At 65.2% G+C, this 19,246-nt stretch carries 18 protein-coding genes; 10 read left to right on the forward strand and 8 right to left on the reverse strand.

The genetic code is table 11. From position 1 onward, the window contains the following. Nucleotides 1–4 precede the first annotated feature (4 nt). The 6 genes from PSEEN_RS15175 to PSEEN_RS15200 all read left to right on the forward strand — a co-directional run bounded on the left by PSEEN_RS15175 (nt 5) and on the right by PSEEN_RS15200 (nt 5,365). Nucleotides 5–1,117 (forward strand): succinylglutamate desuccinylase/aspartoacylase family protein, encoded by a 1,113-nt coding sequence (locus PSEEN_RS15175; RefSeq protein WP_011534425.1) that lies wholly within the window; start codon nt 5–7, stop codon nt 1,115–1,117. A gap of 19 nt (nt 1,118–1,136) precedes the next feature. Beyond that, nucleotides 1,137–1,901, forward strand: coding sequence for an ABC transporter ATP-binding protein (locus tag PSEEN_RS15180; protein ID WP_011534426.1), 765 nt, complete (start codon nt 1,137–1,139; stop codon nt 1,899–1,901). 78 nt (nt 1,902–1,979) lie between these two features. Further along, entirely contained in the window at nt 1,980–2,885 is a 906-nt protein-coding gene (locus PSEEN_RS15185) for a MurR/RpiR family transcriptional regulator (RefSeq protein ID WP_011534427.1), read from the forward strand. A 314-nt stretch (nt 2,886–3,199) separates the two neighbouring features. Continuing rightward, on the forward strand, nt 3,200–3,583 hold the full coding sequence (locus tag PSEEN_RS15190; protein WP_011534428.1) for a tautomerase family protein: 384 nt from the start codon (nt 3,200–3,202) through the stop codon (nt 3,581–3,583). Between the two features lie 91 nt (nt 3,584–3,674). Next, nucleotides 3,675–4,568, forward strand: a complete 894-nt coding sequence (locus PSEEN_RS15195) for a LysR substrate-binding domain-containing protein (RefSeq protein ID WP_011534429.1) — start codon at nt 3,675–3,677, stop codon at nt 4,566–4,568. Nucleotides 4,569–4,660: 92 nt separating this feature from the next. Continuing rightward, on the forward strand, nt 4,661–5,365 hold the full coding sequence (locus PSEEN_RS15200; RefSeq protein WP_011534430.1) for an SDR family oxidoreductase: 705 nt from the start codon (nt 4,661–4,663) through the stop codon (nt 5,363–5,365). Nucleotides 5,366–5,376: 11 nt separating this feature from the next. Here PSEEN_RS15200 and PSEEN_RS15205 read toward each other — a convergent pair whose 3' ends face one another. After that, on the reverse strand, nt 5,377–7,005 hold the full coding sequence (locus tag PSEEN_RS15205; RefSeq protein WP_011534431.1) for a mechanosensitive ion channel family protein: 1,629 nt from the start codon (nt 7,003–7,005) through the stop codon (nt 5,377–5,379). 358 nt (nt 7,006–7,363) lie between these two features. On the opposite strand from PSEEN_RS15205, the gene PSEEN_RS15210 reads away from it, so the two are divergent. Together PSEEN_RS15210 and PSEEN_RS15215 are read left to right on the forward strand one after the other, a co-directional pair. Beyond that, nucleotides 7,364–8,536, forward strand: a complete 1,173-nt coding sequence (locus tag PSEEN_RS15210) for a MerR family transcriptional regulator (RefSeq protein WP_011534432.1) — start codon at nt 7,364–7,366, stop codon at nt 8,534–8,536. Nucleotides 8,537–8,558: 22 nt separating this feature from the next. Continuing rightward, nucleotides 8,559–9,065, forward strand: a complete 507-nt coding sequence (locus tag PSEEN_RS15215) for a GNAT family N-acetyltransferase (RefSeq protein ID WP_011534433.1) — start codon at nt 8,559–8,561, stop codon at nt 9,063–9,065. A 56-nt stretch (nt 9,066–9,121) separates the two neighbouring features. Here PSEEN_RS15215 and PSEEN_RS26875 read toward each other — a convergent pair whose 3' ends face one another. The 3 genes from PSEEN_RS26875 to PSEEN_RS15220 all read right to left on the reverse strand — a co-directional run bounded on the left by PSEEN_RS26875 (nt 9,122) and on the right by PSEEN_RS15220 (nt 11,972). Continuing rightward, nucleotides 9,122–9,259 (reverse strand): PA0050 family protein, encoded by a 138-nt coding sequence (locus PSEEN_RS26875; RefSeq protein ID WP_011534434.1) that lies wholly within the window; start codon nt 9,257–9,259, stop codon nt 9,122–9,124. A gap of 32 nt (nt 9,260–9,291) precedes the next feature. Beyond that, nucleotides 9,292–9,435 carry a PA0050 family protein gene (locus tag PSEEN_RS26500; RefSeq protein WP_086009444.1) on the reverse strand — a complete coding sequence of 48 codons (144 nt, stop codon included), beginning with the start codon at nt 9,433–9,435 and terminating at the stop codon, nt 9,292–9,294. 338 nt (nt 9,436–9,773) lie between these two features. Continuing rightward, nucleotides 9,774–11,972 carry an OsmC domain/YcaO domain-containing protein gene (locus tag PSEEN_RS15220; protein ID WP_011534436.1) on the reverse strand — a complete coding sequence of 733 codons (2,199 nt, stop codon included), beginning with the start codon at nt 11,970–11,972 and terminating at the stop codon, nt 9,774–9,776. Between the two features lie 258 nt (nt 11,973–12,230). Here PSEEN_RS15220 and PSEEN_RS15225 point away from each other — a divergent pair, with 258 nt between their 5' ends. Then, nucleotides 12,231–12,620: a hypothetical protein gene (locus tag PSEEN_RS15225; protein WP_011534437.1), complete on the forward strand. Its 390-nt coding sequence runs from the start codon at nt 12,231–12,233 to the stop codon at nt 12,618–12,620. Here the strand turns inward: PSEEN_RS15225 and PSEEN_RS15230 are convergent. Further along, on the reverse strand, nt 12,617–12,961 hold the full coding sequence (locus PSEEN_RS15230; RefSeq protein WP_011534438.1) for a hypothetical protein: 345 nt from the start codon (nt 12,959–12,961) through the stop codon (nt 12,617–12,619). The two genes, PSEEN_RS15225 and PSEEN_RS15230, sit on opposite strands and share 4 nt — an antisense overlap. A 133-nt stretch (nt 12,962–13,094) precedes the next feature. Between PSEEN_RS15230 and PSEEN_RS15235 the strand changes: the two genes are divergently transcribed. Further along, nucleotides 13,095–13,775 carry a phytanoyl-CoA dioxygenase family protein gene (locus PSEEN_RS15235; protein ID WP_011534439.1) on the forward strand — a complete coding sequence of 227 codons (681 nt, stop codon included), beginning with the start codon at nt 13,095–13,097 and terminating at the stop codon, nt 13,773–13,775. 4 nt (nt 13,776–13,779) lie between these two features. Here PSEEN_RS15235 and PSEEN_RS15240 read toward each other — a convergent pair whose 3' ends face one another. The 3 genes from PSEEN_RS15240 to PSEEN_RS15250 form a co-directional block, all read right to left on the reverse strand. Further along, a complete protein-coding gene (locus tag PSEEN_RS15240; RefSeq protein ID WP_011534440.1) occupies nt 13,780–13,974 on the reverse strand; it encodes a DUF1289 domain-containing protein in 195 nt (64 codons plus the stop codon). Between the two features lie 63 nt (nt 13,975–14,037). Continuing rightward, complete coding sequence (locus tag PSEEN_RS15245; RefSeq protein WP_011534441.1) at nt 14,038–16,293, reverse strand: hypothetical protein; 2,256 nt, start codon at nt 16,291–16,293, stop codon at nt 14,038–14,040. Nucleotides 16,294–16,373: 80 nt separating this feature from the next. Further along, the gene (locus PSEEN_RS15250) at nt 16,374–19,169 is read right to left on the reverse strand and encodes an amino acid adenylation domain-containing protein (protein WP_011534442.1); all 2,796 of its coding nucleotides are present in this window, start codon (nt 19,167–19,169) and stop codon (nt 16,374–16,376) included. Between the last annotated feature and the right edge of the window lie 77 nt (nt 19,170–19,246).

Here is a 19,246-nt window from a genome sequence, read left to right on the forward strand (position 1 = left end):
TCCCATGCAGCACATTGACCATACCCTGCCCTGGAGCGCCTGCGGCACCCAGCGCAGCCTGCGCGTGTTGCGCTTCGGCAGTGGCTCGCGCAAAGCCTACATCCAGGCCTCGCTGCACGCCGACGAGCTGCCAGGCATGCGCGTGGCCGTGGAGCTCAAGCGCCGGCTGCTCGAACTCGAAGCACAGGGCCGGCTGAGCGGCGTGATCGAACTGGTGCCGCTGGCCAACCCGATCGGCATCGGCCAGATGTTCCAGGCCACTCACCAAGGCCGTTTCGAATTCGACAGCGGCAAGAACTTCAACCGCGATTTCCCGGCACTCACCGAGGCGCTGGCCGCGCACCTGCAAGGCCAACTGGGCAGCGATGGCGACGCCAACGTGGCAATCATCCGCCAGGCCATGCGCGACCTGCTCGCCGACCTGCCACCGGCCAGGTCCGAGCTGGACGGCCTGCGCCGTCTGCTCATGCAACACGCCTGCGACGCCGACCTGGTGCTGGACCTGCACTGCGACTTCGAGTCGGTAATGCTGCTCTACGCCATGCCCCAGCACTGGCCGCAGCTGCACTCGCTGGCCGCGCGCCTGGGCGCCGAAACGGCGCTGCTGGCCGAAGGCGCCGGTGGCGATGCCTTCGATGAAGCCTGTGCGGCGCCCTGGCTGCGCCTGCGCGAGTACTTCCCCGAGGCCGACATCCCCCTGGCCTGCGTGGCCACCACCATCGAGCTGCGCGGCATGGCCGACACCGGGCGCGAACAGTGCCAGGCCAGCGCCGAGCAGATTCTCGGCTACCTCGCCGACCAGGGCCTGATCAACGGTCCCTGGCCTGCCGCGCCCGATCACCACTGCCCGGCAACGCCGTTCGCCGGCGCCCAGTACGCCTACGCCGAGCACCCCGGCGTGGTCAGTTTCCTGCAACCGCTGGGGGCCAAGGTGCGGGTCGGTGATCCGCTGTTCGAAGTGATCGACCCACTCAGCGACCGCCACAGTGTGGTCCGCGCCAGCACCGACGGCGTCCTCTATGCCCGCGAACGCCTGCGTTTCGCCCAACCCGGCCTGTGGCTGGCCAAGGTCGCCGGCAGCACACCCATCCGCCAGGGTCGCCTGCTCAGCGACTGACACCACGGGGAATCGACTCATGAACAAACTGGACATCCAGCAACTGCACAAAAGCTACGGCGACCACCAGGTGCTGCGCGGCGTCTCCCTGCAGGCCAACGCGGGCGATGTGATCAGCATCATCGGCTCCAGCGGCTCGGGCAAGAGCACCTTCCTGCGCTGCATCAACCTGCTCGAACAACCCAACGCCGGGCAGATCCTGGTCAACGGCGAGCAGCTGAAACTGCGCAATTGCCCGCGTGGCGGCCTGCGCGCCGCCGACCCGCGCCAGCTGCAACGGCTGCGTTCGCGGTTGAGCATGGTCTTCCAGCATTTCAACCTGTGGTCGCACATGAGCGCCCTGGAGAACGTCATGGAAGCACCAGTACAGGTGCTGGGCGTGGCCCGCAAGGAGGCGCGTGAGAAGGCCGAGCACTACCTGCACAAGGTCGGCGTCAGCCACCGGCGCGACGCCTACCCGGCGCACATGTCCGGCGGCGAGCAGCAACGGGTGGCCATCGCCCGGGCGCTGGCCATGGAGCCTGAGGTGATGCTGTTCGACGAGCCCACCTCGGCGCTCGACCCGGAACTGGTGGGCGAGGTGCTGAAGGTCATGCAGGACCTGGCCCAGGAAGGCCGGACCATGGTCGTGGTCACCCACGAGATGGGCTTCGCCCGCGAAGTGTCCAACCAGCTGCTGTTCCTGCACAAGGGCCAGGCCGAGGAATGTGGCGACCCGCGCGAGGTGCTGGCGCGGCCGCAATCCGAGCGCCTGCGCCAGTTCCTTGCCGGCAGCCTCAAGTAACCCCTCACGCTTCCCGGCTCCGCGCCGGGAAGTGCCTTGGGATACACTACGGCCACGCTTACAGGAGCCTCGCCGCGGATGACCAGCCATTCGAAGAACACCACCGTCTATGCCTCGCCGGTCCTGCGCAAGCTGTCGCAGGGCCTGGCCGAGCTGCCGCCCTCGCTGCGCAAGGTCGCCGACTACATCCTGCGCCACCCGCTCAAGGCCGCGACCCTGACCATCGAGGAGATGGCCCAGGCCACCGCCACCTCGCCGGCGGCGGTCAACCGCCTGGCCAAGGCCCTCGACCTGGGCGGCTACAGCGGCATGAAGAGCGAGCTGGTCACGACCCTGCAGCAGATGGTCTCGCCGGTGGACAAGCTGCGCAACGAGTTGGCCCAGCGCCCAGGCGGCGACTTCGGCCTGCATGAGCAGATCCAGAGCGCCACCAGCAACCTGGCGACCACTGCCAGCAACAACCAGGCCGAGGCCTTCGAAGCCTTCATCAGCAGCCTGGTTGGTGCGCGCAAGGTGTATGTGCTGGGGTTTGGCAACAGCGTGTACCTGGCCGGGCTGGCGGCTTCGACCCTGGTGCCGTTCTGCCAGGATGCCTGCGCCATCAGCATGGAGGGCGGCAACGAAAACGCCGCCTACCGCCTGGCCGCGATCACCGAGCAGGACGTGCTGCTGGCGATCGCCCTGCCCCGCTATTCCCAGGACACCCTGCAGCTGGCGCGGTTCGCCCACGAACGCAACGCCACGGTGCTGGCGATCACCGACTCGCCCGCCTCGCCCCTGGCGCCGATCGCTCGCCATGTGCTGTACGCACCCGCCGATCACCCGGTGCTGACCAGCTCCAACATTGCCGTGCTGGCGCTGATCGAAGGGTTGGTGGCCGGGGTCATGGCACGTAACAAGGAAGCGGTGAAGCTGGCGACCGAGCTGACCGAGAGCGTGATGTCCTACCTGCATGTGCCAGGCGGCAAGGCGACCAGGAAGTAAAGGGGGCTCATGCAGCCCGATAGCCCCTCCCTGTGGGAGCGGCCTTGTGTCGCGAAAGGGCCGCAAAGCGGCCCCGGCGATCTGCGACAACTCCGAAATCCTGGGGCTGCTACGCAGCCCTTTCGCGACACAAGGCCGCTCCCACATGGACCGCGCCAAACCTGAGCCCCACTGTAAACCTGTAGGAGCCAGCTTGCTGGCGAACAGCGCCGTGCACGGATCCGCGGTCGGCGTTGGGCCGGTTCGCCAGCAAGGCTGGCTCCTACAGGGGTCTATGCTGTTGCCTGGAGTCTGCCACCCTCAAGGAGCCGCACATGCCTCTCGTACGCATCGACATCCGCCGCCACCCCGACCGCACGCACCTGCAGAAGCTTGGTCAGGTCGTCTTCGCGGCCATGAAACGCACCATCAATGTGCCGGAGCACGACAACTTCCAGGTGCTTACCGAACACGACGACGACCGCCTGGTGAACGATCGCGAATACCTGGGCATCCCGCGCACGGAGCGCCAGGTGTTCATCCAGCTCACCATCAGCGAGGGGCGCACGGTCGAGCAGAAGAAAGCGCTCTTCCAGGCCATCGCCGAAGGCTTGAAAGCAGAGGCGGACGTGCGCCCGGAGGATGTGTTCATCAACCTGGTCGAAGTGCGCAAGGAGAACTGGTCGTTCGGCCACGGCATTGCCCAGTACGCGGTCTAGGTGATGGTTTTTCTACTGGCATGGGTTCCTTTCCCCAGGCATCGAGGCTAGTCTCGGCACACACGCCCCCGCCGATAGAACAGCCATCGCCATGCCTGCTGGATTCCCGTCCCTGCCGTCACTCAACGCCCTGCGCATGTTCGAGGTGGTGGCCCGGCACCTGAACTTCCGCCTGGCCGCCGAGGAACTGGGGCTGACCCAGGCCGCGGTGGCCCAGCAGATCCGCGGTTTGGAGGCCAGCCTCGAGATCCGCCTGTTCGAGCGCCTGCCACGGGGCCTGGGGCTGACCGACGCGGGCCTGGCCTACAGCGCCAGCGTGCGCGATGCCCTGGCGATGATCGACGAGGCCACCCGCCTGCTCAGGCCAGCACCGACACACCTGACGGTCAGCGTCACCCCCACCTTCGCCTCGAAATGGCTGATTCCGCGGCTGGGGGCGTTCGCTGAGCACAATCCGCAGATCGACCTGCGCCTGCTCGCCACCGATCGGCTGTCGCACTTCCACACCGACGGGGTGGACCTCGCCGTGCGCCAGGGCCAACCGCCCTTCGGCGCCGGGTTGAACGCCGAGCTGCTCCTAGAGCAGCGCATCGTCGCGGTGGCCAGCCCGCAGTTGATTGCGGAGAAGGGCCTGCCAGACAGTTTCGAGGCCTTGCAAGGCTTCGTCTGGCTCCACGATGCCCATGGTTTCTGGCCCCAATTCACCGCCACTCTGTACCCTGGGCACGGCCAGCCCAGCGCCCGACACATGCGCTTCAACCAGACCGCCCTGGCCATCGAGGCCGCCATCAACGGCCAGGGCATCTGCCTGGCCAGCCGTGCCTTCGTCGCGGCCGACCTGGCTGCGGGCAGGCTGGTCCAGGTATTCCCCCAGCAAATGCGCCTGGACAAGGCGTTCTACCTGGTGTGGCCACGCAAGCCGCGACAACCGGCGACCTTGCAGCGGGTCAAGGCCTGGTTGCTGCAACAGGTAGCCGATAGCTGAGCTACTGGCTCGGCAAAGCCCGGCTGCCTCCCTCGTCCCACGTCATGCTGCTAGGGTTACACCCTCAGTCAAGGCATTTACCTGGAGGCAGCATGTCAGTCGAAAAAGTAGCGATCATCACCGCCGGTGGCAGCGGCATGGGCGCGGCCGCGGCGCGGCGGCTGGCCGCCGACGGCTACAAAGTCGGGATCCTGTCGTCGTCGGGCAAGGGCGAGGCATTGGCCAATGAGTTGGGCGGCGTGGGCGTCACCGGCAGCAACCAGTCGGTGGATGACCTTCAGCGCCTGGTCGACACCGTCATGGCCAAGTGGGGGCGCATCGACGTACTGGTCAACAGCGCCGGCCATGGCCCGCGCGCGCCGATCCTCGAGATCAGCGACGAGGACTGGCACAAGGGCATGGACACCTACCTGCTCAACGTCATCCGCCCGGCCCGCCTGGTAACGCCGATCATGCAACAGCAGAAGGCCGGGGTGATCATCAACATCTCCACCGCCTGGGCCTTCGAACCCAGCGCCCTGTTCCCCACCTCCGCTGTGTTCCGCTCGGGGCTGGCCGCGTTCACCAAGATCTTCGCCGACGAGTTCGCCGGCGACAACGTGCGCATCAACAACGTCCTGCCCGGCTGGATCGACAGCCTGCCGGCCACCGAACAGCGCCGCGACAGCGTGCCGCTCAAGCGCTACGGCACCAGCGAGGAGATCGCCGCCACCATCGCCTTCCTGGCCAGCGACGGCGCGGCCTATATCACCGGGCAGAACATCAAGGTCGATGGCGGGCTGACGCGCAGCGTGTAAGTACCGGGCGCTCAGCCCTTGTCGCTATCCATGCCAGGATCCCGGGCGGGTGCCGAGAACCACTTGTCCCTGGGCACCCACTTCTCCTGCGCCGGATCGCCCAGGTAGTGCGGCGACATGATCTGCACGCCGTATTCGTTGAACACATCCTGGATATTGGCGTGCAGCAGGCTCAGCAGCTCCGCCCGCGGCCTCGGCTCGCTGGGGATCGCCTGGGCCACCAGGCGGTACTCGGGGTAGAAGTCCGACAGTCCGGTCTGGAACACCTGCGGCCTGGGCGTGGCGACGATGCCCTCGGTGCGCGTCGCAGCCTCGATCAGCATGGCCTCGACCTGGCGCCAGGGCGTGTCGTAACCGATGGTGACCACGGTGTCGACGATATAGCCCTGGCCCTGGACCACCCGCGAATAGTTGCGCGTCACGGAGCCGGTGATCATCGAGTTGGGCAAGGTCAGCACCTCGCCAAGCCCGGTGCGGATGGTGGTGTTGAACATGCCCACCTCGGTCACCGTGCCCTCGTTGTCGCCCACACGCACATACTCCCCGGCCTTCAGCGTGCGCGAATAGGTGAGGATCAGCCCGGCGGCCGCCTGCCCCACCACGCTGGAAGCGCCCAGTGAAATCATCAGCCCGAGCAGCACCGACAAGCCCTTGAAGGCATCGGTTCCCGAACCCGGCAGGTACGGGTAGGCCATCACCAGGGCGAACAGCCAGATCGCCAGCGAGGTCAGGCGCGTGGTGGGCTGCAGGGTTTCTTCCGTCAGCCAGTTGAGCGTCCCCGGGCGCGCCATGCGCTCCAGCAAGCGCCGGCTGAACCCGCTGATGCCACGGGCGATGAAAAAGATCAGCACGGCCACGGCAATACCCGGGATGGCGTGGAGGATGCCATCGAGCAGGTAGCGCAGCAGGTCGAGCAGGTGCACGTTGAGGCTTTCGCCCCAGGGCCGGGTGTAGGGGAACTGCGACAGCACGAAGCTCAGCCACTGGTAGCTCAGCAGCAGCACCACGCCCCAGTACAGCAGGCGCAGCAGGCGGTCGATCAGGAAGTACACGTACTGCATGTCGAACAACGGCAGTTGCCCGACGCGCAGTTGGTAGGCGCGCTCGCGCATCAATTGCGGCAACCGGCCACGCAGCTTGCGCCGCGCCAGGTTGGCGGCCTTTATCAGCGCCAGGTAGATCACGCTGGCCAACGCCGAGTAGCCCAGCGCCTTGAGCAGGAAATGCAGGTTGCGCGCCTCGCCCGACTCTTCGACGACCTGGCGCAGAATGGCCGCGGCCTGCTCGGCGGCTGCGCGGGTGTCGCCGCCCTCCAGCCCCAGGTCCTGGGGGGCGACGATGAACGCACGTCGCCCGCCCAGCAGCACCAGGTGGCTGTGCATGATCGGGTCGACGCCGACCTTGAGTTCGTCGGTGCCACGCAACGCGTCGTCAATCACCATGGCGGCCCGCTGTGCCCGTGCGGCGGGGGTCTCGCCAAGCAGCGTGGCATGGAAGGTGAAGATGCTGCGGTTGGCGATGCGCAGTTCGGCGGGGTCGCCAGGTATGCCGTCGGTGGTGCTGCCCACAGGTTCGTTGCCCAAGGCCCAGGCCGGCAGCAGGGTGCAACACACAAGCAGCAGGAAGAACAGGCGCTTCATCACGGGCTCCCCAGCCTCCATGTGGAATGCTGTAGTGATAGCACAGCTGTACCGGCTGGATCAGGGCTTGTGGTTGCGGGTCAGATCGAGCGCCGCCTGCGCGGCGCATCGCGGATGAATCCGCTCCTACAGGCAGGTAGCGCCGCACCGTATCAACACCATGGCCTGTCGGGCATGGCCACGTTGCAACAAACGTGTAGGAGCGGATTCATCCGCGATGCGCCGCGCGGGCGGCGCTCGATCTCACAACCCCTGCATCTCTTGCGGCGAACACCCCATCAAAAACCAACAGGCCACCCCTTTACCTGTCTATAACTTCATAGTTTAAGGTCGCCCCAACACAGTGAGGTGAACGCCGATGTATCGCATTTCCGAGCTGGCGGCCTTGGTGGGCCTCAGCCGCTCGACATTGCTCTATTACGAAAAGCTCGGGCTGATCAGGTCCAGCCGCGAGGCCAATGGCTACCGCCGCTACCGCGATGCGGACCTGCAACAGTTGCGCTTGCTGCAGCAGTTGCAGGCGGGCGGCCTGACCCTCAAGGAATGCCAGGCGTGCCTTGAGGCGCGTATCGACAGGCCCGCCCTGCTCGCCCGCTTGCGCGCGCTGGATGAAGAAATCGCCGCCCGCCAGCAATCGCGGGAACTGCTGGCCGCGATGCTGGGCCTGGCGTCCATGCGCCCCTGGCACCAAGCCTTGGAACATCAAGCGCCGGGCGCCCACCTGGCCTGGCTGCGCAAGCAGGGCTTCAACGAAAAACAGGCCCTGCGCCTGAAATGGTTATCCAAAGACATGAACGAACACGAACGCTACATGGCCGACTTCGAGCAGTTGTTCGAAGGCCTTCAGCGCCTCGGGCCCGGCTCGCCCGAAGACACCCTGGCAGCCTTGCAGGCCCTGCCCTTCGTGCCACGTACGTTACTGGAGGTCGGCTGCGGCCGAGGCGCCACCACCACACTGCTGGCAGCACGTAGCCCTGCCGCCATCACCGCACTGGACAACGATGAACACAACCTCGGCCGCCTGGGCGACGCGCTCGCGGCCAAGGGGCTGCAAGGCCGCGTTCGCCGGGTGTGCGCGAGCATGACCGAACTGCCGTTCGCGCCCGGGCAGTTCGACGCGATCTGGGCCGAGGGTTGCGCCTACATCATGGGCTTCGCCCAGGCCCTGAAGTACTGGCGAGCATTCCTCGCGCCACAAGGCCTGCTGGTGGTCAGCGACCTGGTCCGGGTCGCCGATGTGTTGTCCGACGAGGCCGGCGCATTCTGGCAGGCCAACTACCCCGACCTGCAAAACGTGGCATCACGCCTGGCCGCCATCGGCAAACTGGGCTACCGGGTACTGCACCACTTTCCCATGAGCCAGCAGGCCTGGGACAACTACCTCGGCCCGCTGCGGCAACGCCTGGGCACGCTGGACAGCACTGCCTTCGCCTCCCAGGCGTTGGCCGACATCACCCGCGAACTGGAGATCCACGCGCGCCACCTCGGCGAGTACGGCTATCACCTGTTCATCCTGCAAAAACAACCCTGAGAACCTTCGTAAGCGATTGGATATGAACATCACACTGCGCAACGAACGACCTGAAGACATCCCCGCCATCAACCGCTTGACCGAGGCGGCCTTTGCCAACGCCGAACACTCCAGCCATACCGAGCACTTCATCGTCGACGCCCTGCGCCGGGCGGGGCAACTCAGCGTGTCGCTGGTGGCCGTCGAAGGCGACACCCTGGTCGGCCATGTCGCACTCTCCCCGGTGACCCTGTCATCAGGCGTGAGCGGCTGGTTCGGCCTGGGGCCGATCTCGGTGTTGCCGGCCCGACAGGGCCAGGGCATTGGGTCGCTGCTGATGAAGGCCGCATTGGCCGAGTTGCAGCGCATGGGCGGCGCAGGTTGCGTGGTGCTGGGTGACCCGGCGTACTACGGCAGGTTCGGCTTCAAGCCCCAACCGGGGCTCACACTGCCGGGCGTCCCTGCCGAGTACTTCCAGGCCCTGGCCTTCGACGGTGCGATGGCGCAAGGCGTGGTGCGGTATCACGATGCCTTCTGCGCCACCGAGTAACCCCGCACCATGCAAAAGGGCCGCAAAGCGGCCCTTTTTCACATCACTCAGTCAGCTCAAGGGCAGACGCAGGTGGACGGCCCGAACACCGGCCCCGCGCACGGGTCCTTGGATGGGCCGAACACCGGGCAAGACGCCTGGGCGGTCAGCGCGACGCCCCAGGTCAACAGCACAGCCAGCAACGCTTTCTTCATTGGCAACCTCCTTGTCATCAGAAAAAAGGGGATCAACGCTCGCACACGCAAACCGTTGGCCCAAGCACCGCGCCCGAGCACGGGTCTTCCCACGGACCCAGCACCGCGCAGTCCGCCTGGGCATTGAGCGAGAACATCCACAGCAGCGCCGACGCTGCCAGCAGTTTTCTTTTCACCTTGACCTCCTTGGTCGAAACATCGACAACGATCCGTGTTACGCACGGTGACGTGGGCGTCAGCATGTGACCTTAGGGTCGGACTGGCAAGCGTGGCGCAGTGTCGCGCTCATTTGGATGGTTTTGATTGCGTGATGGCGGCCTTGCAGTGCTCTGGGGATCGAGCGCCGCCTGCGCGGCGCATCGCGGATAAATCCGCTCCTACACCAGCCGGAGAACCGTGTCTCGCCCGGGCATGACTGGCCCCGGTAGGAGCGGATTTATCCGCGATGCGCCGCACGAGCGGCGCGCGATCTCAAAGGCGCCGCGACACTAACGCCTTGAAACAACCAGCTACCTCAACCCGCCACCCCCGCCGCGCGAGCCCGCGCCGCATGCAGCTTCTTGTAGCTCTCGACCAGCCGCAGGTGCCGGTCCAGCCCTTCCAGCTTCATGCTGGTCGGCGTCAGCCCATGGAAGCGCACGCTGCCGTCCACCGAACCCAGCACCGCGTCCATTCGCTCATTACCGAACATGCGACGGAAGTTGGCCTCGTAGTCGGCCATCTCCAGTTCATCGTCCAGCACCACCTCCAGCACCACGTTGAGCGCCTGGTAGAACAGCCCGCGCTCGACGGTGTTGTCGTTGAACTGCAGGAACATCTCGACCAGTTCCTTGGCGTCCTCAAAGCGCTGCAGCACCAAGTGGATCAACAGCTTCAGTTCGAGAATGGTGAGCTGGCCCCACACCGTGTTGTCGTCGAACTCGACGCCGATCAGCGTGGTGATGGTGGTGTAATCGTCCACCTCGGCGTTATCCAGGCGCTTGAGCAGCAGCTTCAACGAACGGTTGTCGAGTTGGTGCAGGTTGAGGATGTCGGCACGGAAACCCAACGCCCGGTTGGTGTTGTCCCAGATCAGGTCCTCGACCGGATAGATCTCCGAATAGCCCGGTACCAGGATGCGGCAAGCAGTGGCGCCAAGATCGTCGTACACGGCCATGTACACTTCCTTGCCCAGGTCCTCGAGGATGCCGAACAAGGTCTGTGCCTCCTGCTGGTTGGAGTCCTCACCGTGACCCGAGAAGTCCCACTCGACGAACTCGAAGTCGGCCTTGGCGCTGAAGAAGCGCCACGACACCACGCCGCTGGAGTCGATGAAGTGCTCGACGAAGTTGTTCGGCTCGGTCACCGCATGGCTTTCGAAGGTCGGTTGCGGCAGGTCGTTCAGGCCCTCGAAGCTGCGGCCCTGCAGCAGTTCGGTGAGGCTGCGCTCCAGCGCCACCTCGAAGCTCGGGTGGGCGCCGAACGAAGCGAACACGCCGCCAGTGCGCGGGTTCATCAGGGTCACGCACATCACCGGGAACTCACCACCCAGCGACGCATCCTTGACCAGCACCGGGAAGCCCTGCTCCTCCAGCCCCTGGATGCCGGCGACGATGCCGGGGTACTTGGCCAGTACCGCTTGCGGCACATCCGGCAGGCACAGCTCGCCTTCGAGGATCTCGCGCTTGACCGCCCGCTCGAAGATCTCCGACAGGCACTGCACCTGCGCCTCGGCCAGAGTGTTGCCGGCGCTCATGCCGTTGCTCAGGTACAGGTTCTCGATCAGGTTGGACGGGAAGTACACCGTCTCGCCGTCGGACTGGCGCACGAACGGCAGCGAGCAGATACCGCGCTCCTTGTTGCCCGAGTTGGTGTCGTACAGGTGCGAGCCGCGCAGCTCACCGTCGGGGTTGAAGATCTCCAGGCAATATTCGTCAAGGATCTCGGCTGGCAGCGCATCCTTGGGCCCGGGCTTGAACCATTGCTCGTTCGGGTAGTGCACGAACGGCGCGTTGGCGATGTCTTCGCCCCAGAACTGGTCGTTGTAGAAGAAGTTGCAGTTCAACCGCTCGATGAACTCGCCCAGCGCCGAGGCCAGCGCCGCTTCCTTGGTGGCGCCCTTGCCGTTGGTGAAGCACATCGGCGACTGCGCGTCGCGCACATGCAGCGACCAGACGTTGGGCACGATGTTGCGCCACGAGGCGATCTCGATCTTCATCCCAAGCCCGGCCAGGATCGCCGACATGTTGGCGATGGTCTGCTCCAGCGGCAGGTCCTTGCCGGGGATGTAGGTGGTGCTGTCCGACACTGGCATCAGCAGTGCCTGGGCGTCGGCATCGAGATTGTCGACCTCCTCGATGATGAACTCGGGGCCGGTCTGCACCACCTTTTTCACGGTGCAGCGGTCGATGGAGCGCAAGATGCCCTGGCGGTCCTTCTCGGAGATGTCCTCGGGCAGCTCGACCTGGATCTTGAAGATCTGGTTGTAGCGGTTCTCGGGGTCGACGATGTTGTTCTGCGACAGGCGGATGTTTTCCGTGGGGATGTCGCGGGTCTGGCAATACAGCTTGACGAAGTACGCCGCGCACAGGGCCGACGACGCCAGGAAGTAGTCGAACGGCCCCGGGGCCGAGCCGTCGCCCTTGTAGCGGATCGGCTGGTCGGCGATCACCGTGAAGTCGTCGAACTTGGCTTCGAGACGGAGGTTGTCGAGAAAATTGACCTTGATTTCCATGCGCGGGGGTACCAGAAAGCGGGCGGGAACAAATGAATGGCGGGCATTATCCGGGATTTTTGCCGGGAAGTGTTGCCCAGGCGCTGCCATCCGGCAGCGGTTGACTCACCGGTAGGCGCCAGCCTTGCTGGCGATGCCCGGCAAGGCCGGGCCAATACGCTCCCACGACCCTCCACCCTGGTCTATGGTTTCCTTCGATCATGACGATGCCTGCCCGGCATACCGCCGGTCGGGCGCCAAGGCGCACGGAGTGCCGCAATGAACAAGATCGCCCTGCCCCTGCTGTTGTCTTGCGTCCTGCTGGCCGCCTGCGGCCCCGACCAGATCGTCACCGACCTGCCGTCACCCAACGGGCGCTACCACGTCGAGGTGCGCAAGTGCCCACAGAGCGGCGCGCTCACCTGGAGCGAAAAGCTCCAGGTCTCGGTGCTCGAACCCGGCCAGTCGGCCGAATGCCAATCGGCGGTCAACCCGCTGGTGCAGTTCGACACGGCGGCGCCGGAGAACCAGCTGCAGCTCGAATGGCTGTCCGACCATGAACTGCGCGCCTGGCACCCGGATTTCACGGCCGACGCCGGCCCTACGGCGGCGACCTACAAGCACGACGTTCCAGTCAAGCTGGTATTCATGCCCAAGGCGCTGTTCTAGGCGGCGCGGAAGCTCCAGACGATCTCCACCACCCGCGAGGCCAGGATCAGGTACAGCAGGCACAGCAGCACCTGCAGCAAGGTGTGGTAGGGCAACTTGGCCAAGCGGTGCAAGGTGTCGCTGACGTTGAGCAGCAACAGCAACGCCGACACCAGGATCAGCCCCCAGCCGCTCGTGCTCGACACCCACAGCCCCAGCAGGATCTGGTGGTCGCCATGAATGGCCTCGGTGCCCGCGGCGAACAGCAAGGCGCACACCAGCAGGTTCTTGAAGTTGTCGAACACCTTGGTGCTCAGGTCCGCTTCCAGCAGGTCGAGGTATTTTCGCCACAGTCTGCGCATTCGCCGCTCCCCAGTAGGTTCCGGTCATCAGCGCAAGTCTAGAAGCGATTGGTGTTTCCTGGCTTCACTCGCAAAAGCACGCCCCAGTCACTACCCTTGCCCAGTGCACGAATGACAAGGATTTCGAAACACGATGAGCGAACGCGAACGGCTGCACCGAGACGGCTATGCCCTGCTTCGCGCAGCGGTTCCGGCTGCCTGGCTGGAAGGTTTGCGCGCCGTGTTCGAGGCCGGGGTGAAACCCTCGGCGCAATGGCCAGTGCCACGCGGCCAGGACTGGTGTCATTCGCAGCTGGACCGCGACCCGCTGATCCAGGCGGTGTGCCGGCTACCGTGCGTGCTGGCGACGGCTGGCGAGCTGATCGGCGAGCGTTTCTTCCTCGCCCAGGTGGAGGGGCGCGAACCCCTCGTTGGCGGCGGTCACCAGCAACTGCACCGCGACCTGAGCGCGCAACGCCCGGGCGACATGGTGGGTGCCCTGGTCTACCTGGATGATTATGGCCCCGCCAACGGCGCGACCCGCATCGTCCCGGGCAGCCATCGCCCGCTGCCGGGCGAGCCGCCCTTCGACTTCGGCGACGAATCCCGCGCCGTGCACGTGTCCGGCCTTGCCGGTGACATCCTGGTGTTCGATGTCGACCTGGTGCACGCGGCCAGCCTCAACACCACTGGCGCCCGCCGTCGCTCGTTGCTGGTCAACTACAGCGCGCAGGGCCTGTACACGCCCCACCTGCAAACACTGAAGCTGCGCGATATTCGCATGGACACCCACGACAGGTTCGAGCCCTCGGGCCTCCCCTGCAATACCCCCTGATGCGTCAGGCCTGGCGCTGGGCATTCTTCTTGGCGATGGCCTTCATTCGCGTGGCCGCCCGCTGCACGGTCGCCATCTTCTCCGGGCGCTTCATGCCTCGCCACTTGCGGATCTCCTCCCGGGTGCGGCCGCAGCTCAGGCACAACTCGCTGTTGAGCTGGCACAGCGAGACGCAGGGGTTGTCGATGTCTTTGGCCATGAGGCGGCTCCAAAAGCGGGGGCGCATCATACCTCGGCCAGCAATCTTTGGCCCGGTGCCCGGCTAAAGTTCGATCGCAGGTGAATCGCTCTGGCTGGAGACAGACACCCTCAACGTGTGGAGCAGCTCCGTACTGTAGGTCACGGGGTAGCCATGACGGGTCAGGCGATCACAGACATGGCGTACGAAGCCGCTCAATCCTCGCGGGTACTGGATGCCATGGATGCGCCAGTTTCGATAGAACAGCCCACCCTCGATGCCACACAGTGGCATGTCGTTGGCCAGGTACATCGCTTCTTTGTAGCGGCGCCGGGCCGGGTAATCCTCGAACATCCCCCGGGGGGCCGTTTCATCGACCCCGTAGGCCCACACCTCCACCCAGAGGAGGGGGTCTTCCAGCTGGAAGTCGCCGGTGGACCGCCCTCCGCCAAACCCGGGGAACTGATGGATCGCCGGATGGGCGCGATACCTGTAGTCGAACAAGTGCAGCAGATTGGCCACGACCGTTTCAGGCAGCGAGTCGTAGCGCGAACCGCTCAGCGACTTGTACTTGCCCCAACCCATTTGCGTGGAGAGGTCCTGGAGCCAGTCCTGCGCCACGGCATACTTGTACGACCCCGAGGAAGACCCATGCCAGTCGCTTGAAGAGGTGTAAGCGCAATCGCGCAGGAACGCGAGCAGTTCGTCGAAGCGCATCCCCTGCCAGTTCGACACCTGCTCGAACCCCTGCCGTTCGCACATCCGCTCGGTGAGCTCACGCTCGCGGATATTGCGCAGCAGGCTGCCATGGGCACGCTCGAGCTGGCTCAGGCTTGAAATTGCCTCGTCCCGGCACAGGGTGGCCACCCGCTCCAGCAGTGCTTCATCGCTGAGCCGTGAGTGATTCACCAGTGCCTTCCAGCCGAACTCGGCCATCACGCCATCTTTCAAGCCGGCGTTGATCGTGCTTTCGGTTGCGCCGGGGAAACGGGACACGAACTCACTCCAGCTGGCACAGCCTTTATCGCGGATAAAAGTGAGCGCATCGTCGAGCGTCTGGATCTCGTGCTCACGCTTGAACGCAAAGCCGATGCGCTCGAGCACCCGATGATGCACCGCGTCCCCCGCCGCCATGCGGCGTGTAATGAAGTTGTTGATACCCGCAGGCAAGGCGGCCCTGATGTGGCCGATATTCATTGCTCCTGCGCTGATCGCCGCTTCGAACGCGACGACGAGCTCATCTTCGGTGTAGTCCGCCGGGCGTGCATTGGTGGCGAACGCCAACGCCTGGCAAACGGCCAGGTACTTGTTCTTCGCGGTTTCATCGCCATTACGCCTCGACACCGAACTGAGATGCCGCATCGCACGCGGAAAGCGACGTTGGGCCTGCGCAAGGTTATCGACCCCGGCGTCCTGCAACACACGGATGTAGTAGGCCTCATCCTGGTGCGTGATATCTTGCGCCGGATAACCGTTGTCGCAGGTGGTGTTGTCGCAATAGGTGAAGCCCCGGTAGCGCACATGGTCATACGACCTTGCCGCGTTCTGCCCGCCACACAGCTGGCAGCGAATCACGACTTTCTGAACGCGGTCCACCTGCTCCCTGCCTTTCATCAGCTTGAGCGAACCGGGGAACTCCATCTGCATATCGTCGAGGAACGCCCTGAAGGACGCCAGCAAGGCGACCTGCGGGGGGTTGCAGTGCCGGCATTTGCCTTCTTGCCAGTCCAACAGCTCGTTGAAACGCAGGGGAACTTCCTCGCCACACGCAATGTGCACATAAATCGCCTTGGTGATGCGTCGCGCCGGGGCCCGCGAGGGAGGGACCAGCCCCCTGGAAGCGCAGAGCTGGGCAAGCTGGGTTGGCTCGAGCACCTTTGCGGGCGCTCTGCGTCGGGTGTCGTCCGCCTGGAAGAACGTACCGCCCTTTGCAGAGAGAGCCCTTGCCCGGACCGTGTTCCAGCTCTGGCGCATGACATCATCGCCCTTGTGCCAGCTCAACGGGTCCTTGGCCGAGATGACCAGGCGGTCCAGCGGCATCTCATCCTGGCGCTCGTGACGCACGTCATCGATGCCATATGCCCTGGCGATCGAGCGGATATGCAACAGGCTCAGCACGCCTCGCGGGTGACAGGGAATGAACGCGCAGCCGCGCTTGTTGCTGAGCAGTGTCTTGGAGTTTTTCCAACTCACCATGCCGCACTTGTGCTTGAGTTCGTGCACCGAAGCGCCGTTGCGGTGCGAGCCGCTGATTCTGACGTATTCTTCGTCCGTGATGATCTTGAGGATGTCGGCATCGGTGTATTCGGACAAGCGGGACATGAGGCGTACGGTATCCATTCCTGAACGGGGCCTTGAGTCTGCCAGAAGGTGTGGATCAGGTTAACCACCGAGCTCTGGAACAGGCGTTCGCCCACACCTCAGACCGCGGATTCCACCGTGTCCACCGGACGCTTCCCGCGCCCCCTGCCCCAGCGCGTCATCACCCCGCGCACTACCCTGTTCCAGCAGTACCCCACCACCACGCCCCCCACCAGGCAGAGCACCAGCGCGAACACCGGCTGGTCCAGGACACGTTGCGCAACGGACTTGAACTGGTAATGGGTCAGGTAGATGAACAGGGTCGACGAAGCGATCAGTGTCCCGACCCGCGCCAACAGCGCGGGCACCGGCACGGCACGTACCCAGATCAGCGCCAGCACCGCCGGCAGGGCGATATCGATGGGCATCCGGATCATCGCAGCCTCCCACCCATAGCCGGCCAGGGTGAACAGGTCGAGTTCACCGATCACCAGCACCGCCAGGGCACTGGCCACCCACTTGCGCGCCGTCGAATCAGCGTAGTGCACCGCCATGCCCAGCACGGTGATCGCCAGGTAATGCTGCGGCACCCGGTTGTACAGCGCACTGGCGTCGTAGACGAACAGCGTGATCAACACATCGGCCACCAGCAACGCACAGGCCGCCAGCGCCAGGCTACGGAACGGGTCGGCCAGGATCGCCCTGCGCACCCGGCCGATCGACAGCACCAGGCCGACGAGCAGGATCATCTGCACCAGCACTTCGATGTACCAATAGTTGAAGACCCCAACCTGCTCAGGCGCGAACCAGTTGGACACCAGCAGCAGCGACTGCCAGTGCAGGCGGTCGAACACGCACTGGATCAGCACGGTGTACAGCACGGTCGGCAAGGCGATGGCGGCGACCGACCGCAGCAAGCCGCGGGCATCGCCCCGCTCCTCGATGGCCTGGAGCTGGAACCGCGCCAGGCTGAGGCCGGAAATCAGGAACAGCGTCGCCGTGTCGCCGGTCACCATCCAACCGCCAAACAACCCGAAATGCCCGGCGACGATCAGGATGATCGCCAGCATGCGCAACAGCACCGGTACCTCCATGGCCCGCGTTGCCCGGCGCGTAGCGCCGGGCTCGACCGCCACCGTCGCCAGTTCCTGCACTGGGGTCATCTCCCAGCGCTCCGGCAACTGGCCGATCAGTTTCTGCAGGGCCATCGAGGCCTGGACGAAGGTCAGCGAGTCGCCGCCCAGCTCGACGAAGGTGAGGCTGCTGTCGATGCTCGGGACCTGGAGTATGCGTGCCCAGGCTTCGCTCAATTGCTGAGCCAGGGGTGTCAACGGTTGGGCGGGCGCGGCTCCCGCAGTGTCGACGAGCTTGGCCAGCGCGCGCCGGTCGACCTTGCCATTGGGCGTAAGCGGCACCGACTCCAGGAACAGCCACTGCGCCGGCACCATGTAGTCCGGCAACTGGCTGCCCAGCGCATCGCGCAACTCGGCGCTCGACACTGCCTGGCGCGCCACGCAACAAGCCACCAGCTTGGTCGCGCCATGCTCATTCAAGGCCAGCACCACGCACTGGCGGATCTGCGGATGGCGCGCGACGGCGCCTTCGATCTCGGCCAGTTCGACGCGGTGACCACGGATCTTCACCTGGCTGTCAGCGCGGCCGAGAAAGTCGACACTGCCATCGGGCAGGTAGGTGCCCTGATCGCCGGTGCGATAGCAGATATCCCTGGTATCACCGGTAAACGGGTTGACCACGAACTTTGCGCCGGTCAGCGCCGCATCCCCCCAATAGCCCAGCGACAAGTAGGGGCTGCGGATCAGGATCTCCCCGACTTCACCCTCGCCCGCCAACTGCCCGGCCTCGTTCAGCACCAGCAACTGCGCATCGTCGATACCCTTGCCCAATGGGATGCGACCTGTGGCCAGCGGTGCGTCGATAGGGTGAAACGCCATGGCTTGTGGCGTTTCAGTGGTGCCATAGAAGTTGACGCTGGCGGCCTGGGGGGCGACGGTGCGGATCTGCTGATGCAACGTCGGGCTCAGCGCGTCACCGCCCCAGAACAAGTAGCGCAGGCGCTCCAGCGTCAGGCCCGCGAGCGTGGCGCCGGTTTCGATCAACCTGCCCAGCGGCGGTGTGAGGTGCATGACCGTGACGCCTTCGTCGTGTACCCAGGTTGCCAGGGCCTGGGGGTCGGTCAGGGTCGCCTGGGCCGGGCAGGCGATCCGCGCGCCGATAGACAATGGCGTGAATACGTCCCGGTACACCGGGTCGTGCCCCAGCCCCGACACCATGGAGAAACGCTCTTCGCGGGTGAAGCCGTGGTGCTCGACATGCCATCTGACGAAGTGCACCAACGGCGCGTGGTGGGTGACGATGCCCTTCGGTTCGCCCGTGCTGCCCGAGGTGAACGTGATGTAGGCCGGGCGTGAGGGGTCAACCTCGGGCAAGTTCACCGCAGCATTGCCAAACTGCCGCAAAGCCATGTCCGGGGCCTCTGGCACCCTGATGATGTGCGGACCTTGCGGGTCGAGTGCAACCTCCGCGCTGCCGCACACCAGTACGAAGGCTGGCTGAAGCAGGTCGATGATCTGCTCGATGCGCCCAGACGGATATGCCGCGTCGGCCACGCTGAGCGTCAAGCCTGCGCGGGAGGCGCCAAGCAGCCCATAGACCAGGCCCGCGCAACGGCTGGAGACGATCACGATCCGATCGGCCACCGTTCCCCCGAGCGCCAGCAGGTGCGCGGCAATGCCATGGCTGATGCGTTCAAGCTGCCGGTAGCTGCAGGCGAAGCCCTGGGTGGTGATCGCCGTGGCCTCGGGCCAACACTGTGCCTGTTGCACGAAAGCCTGGAAAATCGGGGCGCTGGCCTGGTACGCCAGGCGCCGGGTCGGGTCTGGGAGTGGGTGCGGCATGATGGGCGTGACCCCGCAGCGACGGTGCGTGACTGACATCCCTGCCCGGCAGCCCGGTGCGATGATGGCCGAGGGCT

Origin of the sequence: Pseudomonas entomophila L48 (genome assembly GCF_000026105.1) — a bacterium.
Classification (GTDB): Bacteria; Pseudomonadota; Gammaproteobacteria; order Pseudomonadales; family Pseudomonadaceae; genus Aquipseudomonas; species Aquipseudomonas entomophila.

Bases quoted from the DNA above. Each gene is read 5' to 3' on its own strand.
- PSEEN_RS15175 (WP_011534425.1), top strand. From the start codon at position 5: ATGCAGCACATTGACCATACCCTGCCCTGGAGCGCCTGCGGCACCCAG.
- PSEEN_RS15180 (WP_011534426.1), top strand. From the start codon at position 1,137: ATGAACAAACTGGACATCCAGCAACTGCACAAAAGCTACGGCGACCAC.
- PSEEN_RS15185 (WP_011534427.1), top strand. From the start codon at position 1,980: ATGACCAGCCATTCGAAGAACACCACCGTCTATGCCTCGCCGGTCCTG.
- PSEEN_RS15190 (WP_011534428.1), top strand. From the start codon at position 3,200: ATGCCTCTCGTACGCATCGACATCCGCCGCCACCCCGACCGCACGCAC.
- PSEEN_RS15195 (WP_011534429.1), top strand. From the start codon at position 3,675: ATGCCTGCTGGATTCCCGTCCCTGCCGTCACTCAACGCCCTGCGCATG.
- PSEEN_RS15200 (WP_011534430.1), top strand. From the start codon at position 4,661: ATGTCAGTCGAAAAAGTAGCGATCATCACCGCCGGTGGCAGCGGCATG.
- PSEEN_RS15205 (WP_011534431.1), bottom strand. From the start codon at position 7,005: ATGAAGCGCCTGTTCTTCCTGCTGCTTGTGTGTTGCACCCTGCTGCCG.
- PSEEN_RS15210 (WP_011534432.1), top strand. From the start codon at position 7,364: ATGTATCGCATTTCCGAGCTGGCGGCCTTGGTGGGCCTCAGCCGCTCG.
- PSEEN_RS15215 (WP_011534433.1), top strand. From the start codon at position 8,559: ATGAACATCACACTGCGCAACGAACGACCTGAAGACATCCCCGCCATC.
- PSEEN_RS26875 (WP_011534434.1), bottom strand. From the start codon at position 9,259: ATGAAGAAAGCGTTGCTGGCTGTGCTGTTGACCTGGGGCGTCGCGCTG.
- PSEEN_RS15220 (WP_011534436.1), bottom strand. From the start codon at position 11,972: ATGGAAATCAAGGTCAATTTTCTCGACAACCTCCGTCTCGAAGCCAAG.
- PSEEN_RS15225 (WP_011534437.1), top strand. From the start codon at position 12,231: ATGAACAAGATCGCCCTGCCCCTGCTGTTGTCTTGCGTCCTGCTGGCC.
- PSEEN_RS15230 (WP_011534438.1), bottom strand. From the start codon at position 12,961: ATGCGCAGACTGTGGCGAAAATACCTCGACCTGCTGGAAGCGGACCTG.
- PSEEN_RS15235 (WP_011534439.1), top strand. From the start codon at position 13,095: ATGAGCGAACGCGAACGGCTGCACCGAGACGGCTATGCCCTGCTTCGC.
- PSEEN_RS15240 (WP_011534440.1), bottom strand. From the start codon at position 13,974: ATGGCCAAAGACATCGACAACCCCTGCGTCTCGCTGTGCCAGCTCAAC.
- PSEEN_RS15245 (WP_011534441.1), bottom strand. From the start codon at position 16,293: ATGGATACCGTACGCCTCATGTCCCGCTTGTCCGAATACACCGATGCC.
- PSEEN_RS15250 (WP_011534442.1), bottom strand. From the start codon at position 19,169: ATGCCGCACCCACTCCCAGACCCGACCCGGCGCCTGGCGTACCAGGCC.